At 41.7% G+C, this 15,196-nt stretch carries 15 protein-coding genes and 1 pseudogene; 9 read left to right on the forward strand and 7 right to left on the reverse strand.

Going from position 1 to position 15,196, the window contains the following annotated elements:
- Position 1: 1 nt before the first annotated feature.
- The gene (locus tag MA_RS17025; protein ID WP_011023197.1) at positions 2-499 is read right to left on the reverse strand and encodes a CidA/LrgA family protein; all 498 of its coding nucleotides are present in this window, start codon (positions 497-499) and stop codon (positions 2-4) included.
- 310 nt (positions 500-809) lie between these two features.
- Here MA_RS17025 and nifS point away from each other — a divergent pair, with 310 nt between their 5' ends.
- From nifS to nifU, 3 genes are read left to right on the forward strand one after another with little or no spacing between them, the layout of a single operon-like run.
- Positions 810-2,003 (forward strand): cysteine desulfurase NifS, encoded by a 1,194-nt coding sequence (gene nifS, locus MA_RS17030; protein WP_048065651.1) that lies wholly within the window; start codon positions 810-812, stop codon positions 2,001-2,003.
- Positions 1,993-2,121, forward strand: a complete 129-nt coding sequence (locus MA_RS29515) for a hypothetical protein (protein WP_282678917.1) — start codon at positions 1,993-1,995, stop codon at positions 2,119-2,121. The genes nifS and MA_RS29515 overlap by 11 nt, the downstream gene beginning before the upstream one ends.
- Positions 2,122-2,158: 37 nt before the next feature.
- Positions 2,159-2,539: a Fe-S cluster assembly scaffold protein NifU gene (nifU, locus tag MA_RS17035; protein WP_011023199.1), complete on the forward strand. Its 381-nt coding sequence runs from the start codon at positions 2,159-2,161 to the stop codon at positions 2,537-2,539.
- A 540-nt stretch (positions 2,540-3,079) separates the two neighbouring features.
- Here nifU and tnpA read toward each other — a convergent pair.
- Both tnpA and MA_RS27355 read right to left on the reverse strand, forming a co-directional pair.
- Positions 3,080-3,542, reverse strand: a pseudogene (gene tnpA, locus MA_RS25795) (IS200/IS605 family transposase).
- A gap of 622 nt (positions 3,543-4,164) precedes the next feature.
- Positions 4,165-4,323, reverse strand: coding sequence for a hypothetical protein (locus tag MA_RS27355; protein WP_157860294.1), 159 nt, complete (start codon positions 4,321-4,323; stop codon positions 4,165-4,167).
- A gap of 482 nt (positions 4,324-4,805) precedes the next feature.
- Between MA_RS27355 and MA_RS24750 the strand changes: the two genes are divergently transcribed.
- The 6 genes from MA_RS24750 to truD all read left to right on the forward strand — a co-directional run bounded on the left by MA_RS24750 (position 4,806) and on the right by truD (position 11,743).
- Complete coding sequence (locus MA_RS24750) at positions 4,806-6,215, forward strand: TIR domain-containing protein (RefSeq protein ID WP_011023200.1); 1,410 nt, start codon at positions 4,806-4,808, stop codon at positions 6,213-6,215.
- On the forward strand, positions 6,212-7,069 hold the full coding sequence (locus MA_RS17045; protein WP_048065652.1) for a carbohydrate kinase family protein: 858 nt from the start codon (positions 6,212-6,214) through the stop codon (positions 7,067-7,069). Before MA_RS24750 ends, MA_RS17045 begins: the two co-directional genes overlap by 4 nt.
- A gap of 150 nt (positions 7,070-7,219) precedes the next feature.
- Positions 7,220-8,194: a tetrahydromethanopterin:alpha-L-glutamate ligase gene (gene mptN, locus MA_RS17050; RefSeq protein ID WP_011023202.1), complete on the forward strand. Its 975-nt coding sequence runs from the start codon at positions 7,220-7,222 to the stop codon at positions 8,192-8,194.
- Between the two features lie 342 nt (positions 8,195-8,536).
- Complete coding sequence (gene pth2 / locus MA_RS17060) at positions 8,537-8,884, forward strand: peptidyl-tRNA hydrolase Pth2 (protein WP_011023203.1); 348 nt, start codon at positions 8,537-8,539, stop codon at positions 8,882-8,884.
- 112 nt (positions 8,885-8,996) lie between these two features.
- Entirely contained in the window at positions 8,997-10,247 is a 1,251-nt protein-coding gene (locus tag MA_RS17065) for a transglutaminase-like domain-containing protein (RefSeq protein WP_048065654.1), read from the forward strand.
- 179 nt (positions 10,248-10,426) lie between these two features.
- The gene (gene truD / locus MA_RS17070) at positions 10,427-11,743 is read left to right on the forward strand and encodes a tRNA pseudouridine(13) synthase TruD (protein WP_048065655.1); all 1,317 of its coding nucleotides are present in this window, start codon (positions 10,427-10,429) and stop codon (positions 11,741-11,743) included.
- Positions 11,744-12,004: 261 nt separating this feature from the next.
- On the opposite strand, the gene MA_RS28905 is transcribed toward truD, so the two are convergent.
- From MA_RS28905 to MA_RS17090, 4 genes are all read right to left on the reverse strand, one after another.
- The gene (locus MA_RS28905; RefSeq protein ID WP_048065656.1) at positions 12,005-12,349 is read right to left on the reverse strand and encodes a hypothetical protein; all 345 of its coding nucleotides are present in this window, start codon (positions 12,347-12,349) and stop codon (positions 12,005-12,007) included.
- 88 nt (positions 12,350-12,437) lie between these two features.
- Positions 12,438-13,151: a PQQ-binding-like beta-propeller repeat protein gene (locus tag MA_RS28910; RefSeq protein WP_048065657.1), complete on the reverse strand. Its 714-nt coding sequence runs from the start codon at positions 13,149-13,151 to the stop codon at positions 12,438-12,440.
- Positions 13,152-13,374: 223 nt separating this feature from the next.
- Positions 13,375-13,854 (reverse strand): hypothetical protein, encoded by a 480-nt coding sequence (locus MA_RS28915; RefSeq protein WP_048065658.1) that lies wholly within the window; start codon positions 13,852-13,854, stop codon positions 13,375-13,377.
- A gap of 41 nt (positions 13,855-13,895) precedes the next feature.
- A complete protein-coding gene (locus MA_RS17090) occupies positions 13,896-15,161 on the reverse strand; it encodes a HEAT repeat domain-containing protein (protein WP_048065659.1) in 1,266 nt (421 codons plus the stop codon).
- Positions 15,162-15,196 lie beyond the last annotated feature (35 nt).

Below are 15,196 nucleotides of genomic sequence, written 5' to 3' on the forward strand. Positions count from 1 at the left end.
TTCAGTTCACCTCTCTTGTTTTTCTTTCGCGTGTTTGCATTTTATTATGTATCTTTACTCTTCCGGATGCCTGAATTCTTTTGACTGCAAGTGTTTTTTCAGGAATGTTCCCTGTCTTACTTTTCCCTTTTCCAGAAAAGACCTCCTTCATTGACCTTCTTTGGAGGAATTTTTTGACAAACTCTACTGTCAGCCCGGTTACTCCCAGAATTATCACTGTTGAGATAACGGAAACCCCGATGACTGCGACCAATTTTCCCTCAAGCACCGCAAAGCAGGTTATAAGGATAACTCCTGCCGGAAGGAAGAAAAAAGCCAGGTTATCAAGTAGAAAATCGCTGATCCTGTCTATCATTTCGAGCTTGATCACACCCGAATACAGGCCGAAAAAAAGGATTAACATGCCCAGGATATTGCCCGGAACAGGCAATCCGAAGATCTTTTGAAGGAACTCACCCAGAAAATATATGCCAAGAATAATCGAAAATTGTTTTAGCAAAACCTTTTTTGCCTCCTGTTGACTCGGACTGGACTAAAGAAATAGAATTATAAATACCTTCTCAATAATTAAGAAATTATTTACAGTGTAACCAAGACCCAACACAACCGGGATATTTGCTATTTCCAGATACTTACCTCCATATATCGGCTTCCAGATGCTTTCCTCCAGATTATTTTCCCAAGACTATTTTCCCCAGATTCATTCACATTTACGATACTTTCACACCTTCATGATGCAAACTGAACGTTTTCAAAAGGCACACAATAAATTCATATCGAGCAAACTCCTATTTTCATTGGGTGTTCTGATGGGAGAAACGCATTTAATATACATGGATCATGCAGCCACCACTTTCACAAAACCGGAAGTGATTGAAGCTATGCTGCCTTTTTTGAAAGAACATTTCGGCAACCCTTCTTCCCTGTATTCTATCGGTAGAGAAGGCAAGGAGGCTGTGGAAACCTCAAGGAAAAAACTTGCAAAGGCTCTTGGGGCTGCTCAGCCTGAAGAAATTTATTTTACTTCAGGGGGGACCGAATCGGATAACTGGGCTATCAAAGGCACGGCTTTTTCCAGGCAGAAGAAAGGAAAGCACATTATCACCACACCAATTGAACACCATGCAGTGCTTTACCCCTGCGAGTATCTGGAAACGCAGGGATTTGAAGTAACCTATCTGCCTGTGGACGAATACGGGCTTGTGAACCCTGCGGAAGTGGAAGCCTCAATAAAAAAGGATACCGTCCTGATCTCGGTCATGTATGCAAATAACGAAATCGGGACAATCGAGCCCATTCTGGAGATAGGAAAGATTGCCAGAGAACATGGGATTCCTTTTCATACAGATGCCGTACAGGTAATAGGGAAAGTCCCCCTTGACCTGCAGAGAGAACATAAGGATGTGGACATGCTCTCCCTTTCCTCGCATAAATTCTACGGGCCGAAAGGAATCGGAGCCCTTTACATAAGAGAAGGGACGGAAATCGACAATTACATGCACGGAGGCGCGCAGGAGAGGGGAAAACGCGCAGGGACAGAGAATGTTGTAGGGATCGTGGGCATGGGAAAGGCAATAGAACTTGCAACTGCAAACATCGAGGCACATAATGAAAAGCTCAGTAAAATGAGAGCCCGTCTCATGGCCGGAATCCTTGAAATTCCTTACTGCAGGCTCAACGGGCATCCGGAAAAACGCCTTCCAGGGAACCTGAACTTCAGTTTTGAATATATCGAAGGAGAATCCCTGCTGCTCATGCTTGACCAGATGGGAATCTGCTGTTCAACAGGCAGCGCCTGTTCTTCGGGTTCTTCCGAACCTTCGCATGTGTTAAGGGCAATAGGCCTAGCTCCGAAAACTGCCCAGGGCACGCTGCGCCTGACCCTTGGAGATGCAAATTCCGAAGAAGATATCGATTATGTCCTTGAAGTGCTGCCTGAAGTCGTCGGAAAATTGAGGGCCATATCTCCATTCTACAAGCCGGAAAGTAAATGTGAAAAGTGATACAGAATCATGCGTGCATACGGAAACGGTTAGAGAGTTCAGAGCCGATGGAAATCGAGAATCCAGAGAAAAGAATCCAGAGAAATATATGGCAATCCAGGGAGTTAGAGAAAAGTGAGGAAGTTTTGTGTATAATAAAAAGGTGAGGGATTTTTGTGTACAATAAAAAGGTGATGGACCATTTTATGAATCCGAGAAACGTGGGGGAAATAGAGGACGCTGACGGCATAGGAGAAGCCGGAAACCCGCATGGGGATCAGATGAAAATTTTCCTGAAAATCCGGGACAACAGGATTGAAGATGTAAAATTCAAGACATTTGGATGTGCAGCAGCAATCGCATCCAGCAGCATGGCAACCGAACTGATAAAAGGCAAGACCCTTGAAGAAGCCTGGGAGCTTACAAACGAAGACGTGGCTGAAGCGCTTGAAGGTCTTCCTCCGGGAAAACTGGAGTGTTCTGTAGTTTCCAGAGAAGCAACCCACATGGCAATCAATGATTACCGAAAAAAGCAGGGACTTGAACCTCTTAAATGAAACAGCAGTAAAATCAACCGTAAGAGCTTGCCTTAAAATACCAACCATTTCTACATTTGGATAGTGGAGATTGTTGATATTAAATTCAACCTGTGAAATAATTACATCAGTCTTACTATCCCTATGTATTAAATCAAATACTTTAGACATTGTGCTTAAACTTTACACTTTAGACATTTACCAGTTTAATGCCACCGTTTTTCAGATCTAATAAGTAAGTCCTATCCCCATTGTAGAGTCAACTTTAATTAAGACACGACATAAGAGAGAAGAATTAATGGGTAGGAGCAATCTCAAGAACTCTACATACCCAAATTTGTGAATTGTGGGTTTACCTCGATTTCTAAAAAACGCACATGAAATTCCCGAATTACAGGCACAAAAAATGAAAGTACCCCGGAACTTTCATGCCAAATTATTGATTGCTTCGTGGAATAGATTACTTTCCTTTTGTGGCAAGAATTAAAATCAAATTGCGGACGGCCACCCTACCTTAAAAGGTAGGGTATGCTTCGGGTCATCCGCCGATTTCTGGGGAAGTTAGAAATCGGTTAGTTTCAATTGTCCAGATTTCTTTATTCTATTAGATCTAATCTCTTTTTTTGGTTTTCCTTGGGATTCGTTAATATAATGCCTGATTGTGTCAGCAGTTACATTCCCAATTGATCTATAGAACTTGCCACTTGACCATAAACTTCCACCCCAGTATTTTTCCCTTAATTAAGGATGAAGCTTAAATAATCTGTAAGAACTTCCTCCTTTTAGGTGTTGAATTACCTTGGATAGTGAGGTGCTTGGATGGAATTCCACAAACAAGTGCACATGATCTTCTACTACTTCCATGGCATGTATTCTATAGCCTTTCTCAGTACAAATGTTTTTGAGGATTGACGCAATCCTTTTTAACTTTCTTGTTGTAGAATATTTTGAATCTGTACTTAGGCGCCAATACGATGTGGTAGGTGGTCTGACCATAGCCATGGCTAAAACTACGCAATTCCAATGCTTATCACATCCTAGCCATAGGTGGCTGCAAACCCCTGTGGCTATGGTGTCAAAAAACATTATATTGAAAAAAGTAACGATTTTAGATTTTTAAGGTGTATATCGAAAAACCTGCGAGGGTTCACTTCATCCCAGACTTGAAAGTCTGGGCATTGGTAAGTAGCCCAGGGGAATTTCACCCCCAGGCCCTCTCAGATCCGTACTTGAATCTCTCGATTCATACGGCTCCCATTATCCAGCCATAAAGCCTTGTTTTGTCCATTGGTTCCTCCCTTGAAGACAAGGTTGACCGCAGTTCAAAACTGGATAATACAATCCCTTCGCTCCATGCCCATTACAGGCACTTCATCACTACTACGAATTGTTCCGCCCCTGTTCATCGCATCGATACTTTTGTCCTTGCGGGTCCACCGCTTGGAGGTTTCTCTTTACATCGATGAGCAGGTTCCCACGTTCCACAGAAAAGCACGAGTTAAGTTCCCGCCACCTATATACCGGTCACCATCTGGTCAGTAAACAGAGTATCTTCCAGACTTATCCCAGGTTAGTCACGCCACCTGGTTTTGACGACATCATCGCGTTTTCGATACGTCTTCAGTGGTTCATTTTCATTCGGCTCCTTAACCCACACCTGACGAAGTCATAGCCTCGCCTTTTCCCATAATGCTCACTACCGTGGCTTTTGACCAAAGCAGCTTATGGGTGGTTTGGAATAACTTCCTGTAAAGCGAGTCCGAGGGGTCTACCCTCATCTTTTCTGCAGCCTCGTGGCACACCATGACCCTCCGCGCTCCTATAGCAGTAAAAAATGTATTGAAAATTTGATACAATCAAGCAAACAGGCAAACCTCTTACATGCAGTATGAAATCTGTTTAATTCAACTGTTTTTATGTTGATAAATTCGATTAATTTATAATGTTTAAAAATATACACAAAATTGTAGGTCTTAAATGAATATGTGAGTGTTTTTCGAAATAGAATTAAAACAGATAATAATAAAAAATTAGAGTTTATTGGATAAATCACAAGTCTAATCTTAATTACAGATATAATGCACAATACTTGCACAGTAATGCAGACAACAATTTTGTCATTTTTCAAATTAAAAATATAATTATGTTATCAATATTAAAAATATGATTATGTTATCAATATTAAAAATATTATATTATTTTCGTTGAGTTTAATAATGTAATATAAGTAGGCAAACTGGATCTAAAGTGAACATGTGTGGTTATATAATCAGAGGGGAGATCAGAAATGCAAAATAAAAAAGTTTCGGCTTTTATAGGTTCTTCAAAAGAAGGGCTGGGAATTGCACAAGCAATTCAACTTGAACTGGAAGAATATGCAACTTGTACCATTTGGTATCAAGGGATCTTCGGTCTTAATGAAGGAACTCTTGAATCATTAGAAAAATCATTAGAAAAATTTGAGTTTGCAATTCTGGTATTAACACCCGATGATGTTGTAATTAGCAGAGATAAAGTAGTACAACTACCAAGAGATAACGTATTATTTGAACTTGGATTATTTATGGGTCGCCTTGGAAGAAAACGTGTTTTCATAGTTTATTGCGATGAAGAAAACGTCAAATTACCATCTGACCTGGCAGGAGTTACTGTGTGTCGCATCAGTAAACCAGATGAAAATAAAGAATTAAAAAAATATTCGATAACAGAATTGTTGCCAAAGATCGGGCCTGCTGTTACTAAAATTCGTTCCGAAATATATGAAGTTCAAAAATCTCAACCAAAACAAGTCGAAATTTACTACGTTTCTCCAACTTTGTCACATAATGAATACTACTCTCGCCTTCAGACAATTATAGAAGCTGAACTATCAAAAGTCAAAAATACAACCTGGCATTTTTGCCCACCACAGGGTGAAACATCTTATGATATATTCATGGAACTTGAAAATATACTCTCAATAACAAAACAAAATGATATTGTGCTGCTCGTCCCAAAAGATTTAAGCAATCTCCGAATAAAAAAACTGTTTCAAGAAATAATAAGAAAGTGCCCATCGGGAAAATTGGTATTTATAGATCAGCAACCTCCATCAGATTTACTAAATGATCCCTCAAATAGAATATCATTTGTGGGAATAGATAATCTCAAAGTTGGAATCCTGGCCGCATTTGCTCTATATGACAGGATGTCAAAAATGCCTGACCGCCTTTATTGTGCTATCGAAGGACCAGGAGGAGACATGAGGAACAAAGGTTTTATAGACGGAATTAAATTTTTTGATCCAGATAACGAGGTTGAGGTTTTTACCATTGGAGATGTCGATAGATTTGAAAGTCTCCCTTACATATCGCAAATAATCAAAAGCTGTCCTTCTGAAACAAGTTTAGGAATTTTTGCTGGAAATGACGAAACTGCACTTGCAGTTATCAGATCAGTGGAAGATTCCGAACTAAATAACGTATTCGTAGTTGGTTGTGATGCTACCAGAGAAATGAGATCTCTTGTTGAAAGCAAAAACTCCGCAGCCATAGCTACAATAGATACGGGCCTCTTCAGTCAGGCAAAAAAAATAGTACAGGTAATCCAAACTGGAGGGGTTGAATTTCAAGAACCTAAACTCTATCCTCTGAATCTTCGCTTCAGAAAATTACTTCGAGATCAGAAATTTAGAGATATTTGGGATTCCGGGAAATGAATAAAAATATAGTAATTGCTGGGTCGGCAACTGTAGATAAAATTGTCCAAAAAGGGACTATAACTGTTAAAATAGGCGGAGTTGTTACTTATGCAGGAATTACATTCAAAAAAAAGAATTTAACTCCTATTATTATATCAAATGTATCTCACACCAATAAAGACATTATTGATTTTTTTCTAAATCAAAAAATAAGATTCATAAACGGACACACCGAGAGAACAACTGAGTTCATTAACTATATTGATGAGGAAAATAGGAAACAGGAAATGCCTTGTTGTGCCATTCCAATTGATCTTGGTACAAAGTTGAAAGAGATAGATCGCGTAGAACACATTCATTTGGGGCCTTTACATCCTGAGGATATACATCCATCTTTTTTTAAGGAAACTGAGAAAAAATTCTTTGTCAGCTTAGATGTTCAGGGTTATGTTAGAAAAGCCGAGCAAAATAAAATCAAATACTGTGTTTCAGAGAATTTACATGACGTTCTAAATATGTCAGATGTGATAAAAGCTGAAATTAAAGAATTTGGTGAAATCCTGAAAACATATAAAATGACTCCTGAAGAACTAATTAAGCACTATAATCTAAAAGAAATCGTAGTTACCACCGGAAAAAAAGGCGGATATATCGTGTCCGATTCCGGAAAAAGAACAGAATATAGAGCACATAGAGTCAAAAAAGTCGTAGATACAACAGGAGCAGGAGACGTATTTTTTGCATCTTATATTGCTTCGAGGTACTATAGAAAACGTGATGCAAAAGAATCAAGCAATTATGCAGCATATATATCTGCAAAACATATTGAGGGGAACTATATCCACCAAGAACTACTGGAAATAAATATCTAATTAACTATTGTAATATTGAACTGTTGTGACATTTAACTATTGTAACCATCCAACTTTGCCAAAACCAGTTAAAAGAGATTGATTTTTAAATTGAATACTAATCGGTAACTTATGAAAAATTAAAAATATACAAAAGCGGGACGAAAAAACATGAAAAAAATAGGGATCGCGATCACCGACCCGGAAGACTGGACAGCCCGGGCACTCATCACTGCAGCGAAGGAAAAAGGCTTTTTTCCTTTTATTCTGGACCTCAGGATAGCAGAGGTTAGCATAAGTTCAAAAACTTCCGAGCCGGCAACTCTTTTTAAAGCAGGGGAAATCCTGCTCTCGGATCTTGACGCCCTTATTGTCAGAGATGTAGGGGCAGGGGCTTTTGAAGGAGTGTCTTTCAGGTTTGATATCCTGAGGGAACTGGAGGCAGGAGGAGTCACGGTCATGAACTCTCCGGAAGCAATTCAGAATGCAGCAAACAAGTACCATGCTTCTTACCTCCTGGCAAGAGCCGGGCTGCCAGTGCCTGAGACTGTAGCCGTCCAGAGCGTTGAAGCAGCCTTAAGGGCAGCGTCCGGGTTCGGAGATGCCGTCATAAAACCTGTTTTTGGATATAAGGGAAAGGATATCGCAAGGGTAAAAGACGGAGAAATCAGGTTTTCAGACCGGAAAACAGGACCTGGAACTGTGGAAGAGATTCTTGAAAAGCTGCTTGAAGAGAGGGGGATGCTGTATATTCAGGAATTTATAGAAAACCCTGGGAGGGACATCAGGGCTTTTGTCGTGGGAGGCAAAGCAATAGGTGCAATTTACCGAAAAGCTGCTGCAGGTTCCTGGGTAAACAACCTCAGCCGAGGAGGAAGTGCAGACCGCTGTGTACTTGCAGAGGAACAAAAAGAAATCGCGGAAAAAGCCGCCCTTGCAGTAGGCACGACATTTGCGGGTATTGATATAATAGAAGGGGCCAAAGCTCAAACTGGCAATGAAAATAAAAAAACTGAAGATAAAAGCACTGGCCAGGGCTCCAGGATACTTGAAGTCAACGGAACGCCTTCAGGAAAAGGGATTTTCGATGCATGGGGGATTAACCCTGCCGAATATATCCTGGAATACCTGCAAAATATTTTATGAATTAACTATAAATGTTATTGTGGATAGTAAACATATTTTAGGAAGATCTCCAATATTAGGAAGATCTCCAATATTAGGAAGATCTCCAATATTAGGAAGATCTCCAATATTAGGAAGATCTCCAATAGAGATATTTTCAACTCTGTAAATATACCAATATCTATAAACTATCCCCCATATCTGTAAACTATCTGACCTGTGAAAACAGTAAGCAGCCTGTAAAACCAAAGCTTTAAAAGAAGACTTTAAGAAACCCCTGAAGAAACAGTCAAGCTCGGTCCGGAAAGCTGTACAGAAAACATTTAAGATATAGGTTGACCTTGACTATGCCCGAGGAAAAGGATGAGCGAATACAAACAGTGTATAGTTACCCGGGACGACCTGAAGCTTTCAAAAGGTAAGTTTGCCGTACAGGTAGCTCACGCAGCTCTTTCTGCGGCTGAATGGGCAAGCAAAAGCGACCTTGAAAAATGGAAAGAAGGAGGACAAAAAAAAATTGTCCTGAGAGTTCCCACCATTAAGGACCTGTATGAACTTAAGGAAAAAGCAAGACGGGAAGGACTCCCGACAGCCCTGATACAGGACGCAGGCCTTACGGAAATTCCGGCTGGGACGGTCACGGTGCTTGGGATAGGCCCGGCAAAAGAAGAGGTTATAGATAAGGTTACGCGGGATCTCAAACTTGTTTAAATGCCACAAAAAGGATTGAACCCGTTCTAAAAAAGTGAGAAAAGGATACCTGAAGAGATGTTTCCACGGACAGAAAAAAGTTCTGCCTGTTATTCTATTCAGGAGGGCATCAATGAATAACCCGGAGTTTTCAGAAAAAAACGCACCAGAAAAAAACGCACTCTCGATTATTGCTGTCTTATTTATATGCCTTGTACTTGTTACAATTATCGGGTTTCTCTTTTCGGAGTCAATTGGCAATTTTACGAATGACTTAAAAGGTTATCTTGGATTGGGCGCGGAGCCTGAAATCTCTGAAGAGGTATTCATACCTGAGAGGGCTTCTTTTACTTTTCCGGCAGTCCCTTCGTACTCCACTTCGAATAAAGAACTTACTCCAGTCCTGAGAACTCCATTGCAGCCCGGTTTTTCTCTGAGCAGCAATTACCAGACCTCGGAGTATTACCAGGGTGGAATAAGTTATGTTAAAATCAGCATTAAAAACGAAGGTCGAAACCCGATCTTTATTGATAGGTACGGAGTTTCGGTTAACGCCTCCGTAAACCGTATCTTTTCCGAAGACTGCGGAGTTTTGCTTGTTCCGGGGGAAGAGCAAAATCTCGGGGTAATCGCAGTTGAGGTCCCTGAAGAAGAAAAAGCCACCATCAACATAGTCCTCTGGCTGCTTGCCTCGACCTCGGAAGGGAAATGGCACGAGTACGAGCCCTATTTTATGAACGGAGTCGTTACCGATCTAAAGCCAATGCCCGAAAAAATTACTCCGAAATACCGATATAACCCTTCCTATTACTTTAAAACAATAAACCGACTTGTGGAGCCATCCGAACCGGACGTGAGAGCCAGAGCAGCCGAAGTAGCTCGTTCATATCCCGGAGCTTATAATATCTACCAGATCTGCGCCCTCTTTGACACGGTAAAAGAAGATATCGAATACGTAAGTGATCCGAGGGGTAACGACATATGGGAACCAGCCAATGTTACTCTGAGAATAGGAGCCGGAGACTGCGAGGATCAGGCAATTCTTCTTTCCTCCATGATCGAAGCTGTGGGAGGGACTACCCGGGTTTACCTGACAGATAACCATGCCTTTGCAGCCGTTTATATAGGCAACGGAACCGATGCAATTGAAGCCGAAGTTAAAGGAATAAGGGCTTATTACGGAAATGTTGACGTAAACTACCTGACTGACGAATACGGTTCCTGGCTCATGCTCGACCCGACTTCCAGCCTTTATGCAGGCGGGCTTCCCGGAAAAACAGCCCAGACAAAGGTCCATGCCGTCGGGGAAAACGAAACTTACAGGAGCTGGACCTTCATAAACACAAGCACAGTTAAAGTCATTGACATAAGTCCCGGGGATTGAAATCGGTTCCGTATATTAACAAGTGAGACCCTTTCAGGAAGAAAATATATCCGGAGGGATCTGCATCAGACAATCAGCCGATTAGCTGTTAATCAGTAGTTTTTACCTTTTTAATTATCCTTACTTAAAGAATCCAGCCTTAAATTTTACCCATTTATAAAGAGGAGTGTTTGCAACCCATGGAAGTTCCAGAAATTGAAAAACAGATCGGAATAAATCTTTACTCTACTAACACCGAAGGTCTCGGAGGTCGACTCCGGCAGGAAGTGGAGGATTTTATTGTTAAAGAGATTACAAATAGAGAGGAAGGAAAGGATGGGAGATACCTTGTTCTCGAACTCACAAAACGCGACTGGGATACCCACCACTTTACCCGGACCCTGGCAAAAATCCTGCAGATAAGCCAGAAGCGAATAAGCGTTGCAGGCACAAAAGACAAGCGAGCCCTCACCACCCAGAAGATCAGCATTTTCGATATCGATGCCCTGGAAATTGAAAAAATCCATTTAAAAGATGTAGAGCTGAAAGTCCTGGGTCGATCCCGAAAGTCCGTGGAACTCGGAGACCTGTGGGGAAACGAGTTTATAATTACAATCAGGGACATATCAAGTTCTCCCGAAGAAACCAGAACCATACTGGAGAAAACAAACAGCAAAGTCCTGACCCAGGGAGGAGTCCCGAATTTTTTCGGGGTCCAGCGTTTCGGCTCTGTCCGCTCTGTGACTCACCTGGTCGGAAAAGCCATTGTTGAAGGAAACTTTGAAAAAGCTGCCATGCTCTACATTGCCGAGCCCTTCCCGGAAGAACCCGAGGAGACAAAAGCAGCCCGCCAGTTCGTAAAAGAGACCCGCGACTTCAAAGAAGGCCTCAAAACCTATCCCCTCCGCCTGGGCCACGAAAGGGCAATGATGAACCACCTCATCTCAAACCCTGAGGACTATTCCGGAGCCTTCAGCGTGCTCCCTAAAAACCTGTACAGGATGTTCGTACACGCCTACCAGTCTTATATTTATAACATGATCCTCTGCCGCAGGATCGAAAGTGGCATCTCCTTAAACAGGGCAGTGGAAGGAGACATCGTCTGCTTCAGGAACGAAGCCGGGCTTCCGGACTCATCAAAGACGGAAAAAGTCACTTCCGAAACCGTAAACGCCATGAACCGCCTGATAAAGCACGGCAGAGCCTTCATAACCGCCCCTCTTCCGGGCTTTAACACCGAATTTGCATCCGGGGTCCCCGGAGAAATCGAAAGTAAGATCCTTAAAGAACTTAGAGTTTCGCTTGAAGGCTTTAATGTGGAAGAGTTCCCGGAAATGAGTTCGAAAGGTACCCGCAGAGAAGTCCTCCTGCAGGTTGAACCGAAATTTGAGGTTGGAGAAGACGAGTTAAACCCTGGAAAATCAAAAACTGTGCTTGAGTTCATGCTGCCCAAGGGAAGTTACGCTACAACCGTGCTGCGGGAATACATGAAAGTTGATCCCTTGCAGATGAGCTGATATACTGAGAACTCAAAACAAACCGGACTGAAGAAAAAACTTGAAAAATAGACTTTTCGAGCCGAAATCTGCTGTTATTGCCTGGAAAACTGATCCCCTCTACCTCAATCGGGGTGCTTTTCAGGATGTATCGGAGATTTGAGAAGTTCAAGAAGAAACAATAAAAGCCAGTCTTAAAAGAGAAGGAAAAAGAGGATATCGCAGCCAAGTACATTGAATTAATTTGGTAAATTGGAGAAAAAGCGGCAATATTCGATATTCTCAAAACTGCCTCCTCTTTCGGATCCCATACATAAGAAATGCAATGCCAAACAAAAAGATTACAAACATAAACAAGAAGGCAAGAGCAACAAAGAATCCGAATCCAAGCCCGGCGTTATAAGGTTCTATAGCTTTAATAGAAAGAAGAATAACCCCCGTAAGAGCTATTAACCAGGAGCCAAAGACAAGGACTCTGTTATTCATTTTTATCAGAAGTATTACCAGCAGGATTAGCATTGCAGCTATGGCGACCTGAGGAAAATAATAGGATGCAGAACTCTCGAGACCCTTTGTAAAGGAGACCCTTTGTAAAGAACAGACCTTAATCTCCATGTTCAAAAGCATACAGTGTACCCTCAGTTGAAACCAGGTATAATTTGTTTTTGTAAAGTAAGGGCTTCGAGACGTCATATCCTTTTATTCTGCTACTGCTCTATACGAGTTCTCCAGTGCCGGAATCAAAAAATTGTATACTGCTCGAATTCGTACAATAGATGAATTTATCACCAATCACAGCTTTGAAAAAACTCACATTTGAATAGGAGTACTCATTAAGAATTTCACCGGTTTCAGGCTTTAGGACACTGGGATTTGAAAAACCAACAAATAATTTGCCATCTGTTATTTCAATGACATTTTCAAACCCCCTATTGTTTGTTTTCCAAACTTCTTCTCCGGATTCGACAGACAATGCAATAATGCTCCTCGGTCTCGAAGCATAAACCAGGTCTTTGTAAAGGAAAGGTTCGAGATTTAAAATCTTGCCCGGATATACGAATTCCCATTCCATGTCTCCTGTATGTGCATTGAGCGCAATTATGCCCTCATTGTCAGGCCATTCCTTATATCCGAATACCACACAATTTCCATTCACCAGAGCCTTTGAAAGCTCATAGCCATAGCCTCCGGTTCCAGCGTCGCTTACATTTAGTTTATATTCCCACTTCAAAGCCCCGTTTTCAGTGTCAATAGCAGACACATATCCGTCTCCGGACGTGTTGATAAATAGGGTATTTCCAAATGCAACGGGATTACCCCACCAGATATCCGAGTTTTCTTTACTCCACAATATTTTTCCGGTTTTTGCGTCCAATGCATCAATGTTTGAGGAGTGAACGGCAAACAAGACCCCTTCCTTATACCCCATGTCAACACTCGATTCATCACTCCATTCTTTACTCCAGAGTAAGGTACCTGTTTCCGCACGAGGGCTATAATAATAGCATCTCCAAAATCCTCTCTACCAATGTAGAGGATCCCGTCCGCGGCAAGCGTTACCCCGGGAGGTATCTCGTACCCGAGATTCCAGGGCAACTCATAAGTCCAGGCAACTTCCAAAGGTGGCTCCAGGGTTATGGGCTCCGCTTCACTCAAATGGAGTGTGAGGTTGTAAAACTCAAAGTCGTCGTAATTACTGCCATCTGCATTACTCCCGGAACTGATTTTGATGGTATTGTCCCTGGATTGAAAAGAGTTGGATGGACCGGAATTTCAATATCCACTTCAGCGTCATCCGGGGTTCCTGCCGGGACATAGTCATTAATGGCTCCGATTTCTATTTCGTTGAGGTAAACTTTATCAAGAAATTTGTCAGTCGGCCCCAGAACTATGTTTTTGACTGCAACTCTGAGTTCCACACTTCTTATATCCGCTGAACCCAGAGTAAAAGTTGCCGTATAAACCGGACCTTCCGGATCACCCGGATTCAATTCTTCTTTAAAATTATCCCCAAGGTGGTGGTGTTCAGTGTCGAGAACTATTTCAGTCGCTGAAGCTCCTGAGATGAAAGCAAATAAAGAAACAAATAAAAATAACGCAAGAATACATGATTTTTTTATTACAGGATACATATGTTTCAACCCCAAAACAAAAGATTCAAACCACATGCAAATCAGCGCCTATTTATAATACAGACTGAAATCAAAATTCCTAACAAAGTAAATATTGCCCCGAGACCTGGAGTACTCACCGACACCCGTGAATCTTTCGCCGATTCTTCGGTTACGTTATATTCTTCGGTTCCTGCTGTTTCTTCGGTTATTTCGAGATTTTCCATCTCCTGTAAAGTTTCCATATCTTCTTGAACAAATCCTTCATAACTGAACACAACAGGTACATCATTAACTCCGATTTCTTTTCCCGCCTGATCAAATATGTTATAAATATTATCCAGAGTTGAATTGTTGACTTCCGAACCTACCAGAACTCCTACAGTTACACAGTTTTCAATGCTACAGCCATAACTAATAACCGGTCCCTGAGGGTAAAAGTAAAGTCTCATATTGTCCCTTGAAAGATCGCAGATAGTATGAAGTTGCTCGAACCATTCTTGCCTCTGGCCTTCAATGTAGAACTCGCGTTTCATTCCATACCTGGCGATTAGCATGCTTTTCTTTTGAGCTTCAATTTTATCAAGCCCTTTTTTTGCAGATAAGCGAACTCTTTCATCTTCATCATTCAGGGCATCTGTGAGCGGTTCAATTGCACGCTCATCTCCTGTTCTACTAAGAGCCTCAGCTGCACGCGCCCTGACCTCAGAATCTTCATCATCAAGAAGCTGGATTAAAGGTTCTACGGCTGGTTCGCCCATCAGACCCAGGTGATAACCAAGATCTGCTTGAAGTTCCGGTTCTTCCTTCAGTGCCTGAATCATGGGCCGGATTGCCCTTTCGTCTTTGATTCCGGCGAGAACCTCAATTGCCTTCGTCCGAAGGAAAACATTTTCGTTTTCATTCTGCAGGATCTCAATCAGAGGTTCCGTGGCAGGTTCTCCGATTGAAATAAGGGCATCAGTGGCTGCTTTTTCAACCTCCCACACTTCATCCGTCAATAGTTCAGCCAGCGGCTGTACAGCTCTTTCGTCCTTTATTTTGCCGAGAGTGATAGCAGCATTTTCCCTGATATCCGGATCTTCAGTTCCAAGTACCTGAATTAAGGGTTCAACTGCAGGCTCCCCAATTTCAACCAGGGATTTTACGGAATCCGCTTTAACATTTACATCCGAAGCATTAAGACCTTTAATTAAAGCGTCTATTTCCGACTCTTCAGAAGCAGCGCCGGCGGTATGAACTCCGGAAAAAAGAGAGAACTGAATAATCAACAATGCAAAAAGCATGAAAATAGTTTTTGAACTAACTTTTAATTTCCTAACCCTCATTTCATCACCTGAATGGATTATCTTAGAATTCCAAA

Origin of the sequence: Methanosarcina acetivorans C2A, from assembly GCF_000007345.1 — an archaeon.
Lineage (GTDB): Archaea > Halobacteriota > Methanosarcinia > Methanosarcinales > Methanosarcinaceae > Methanosarcina > Methanosarcina acetivorans.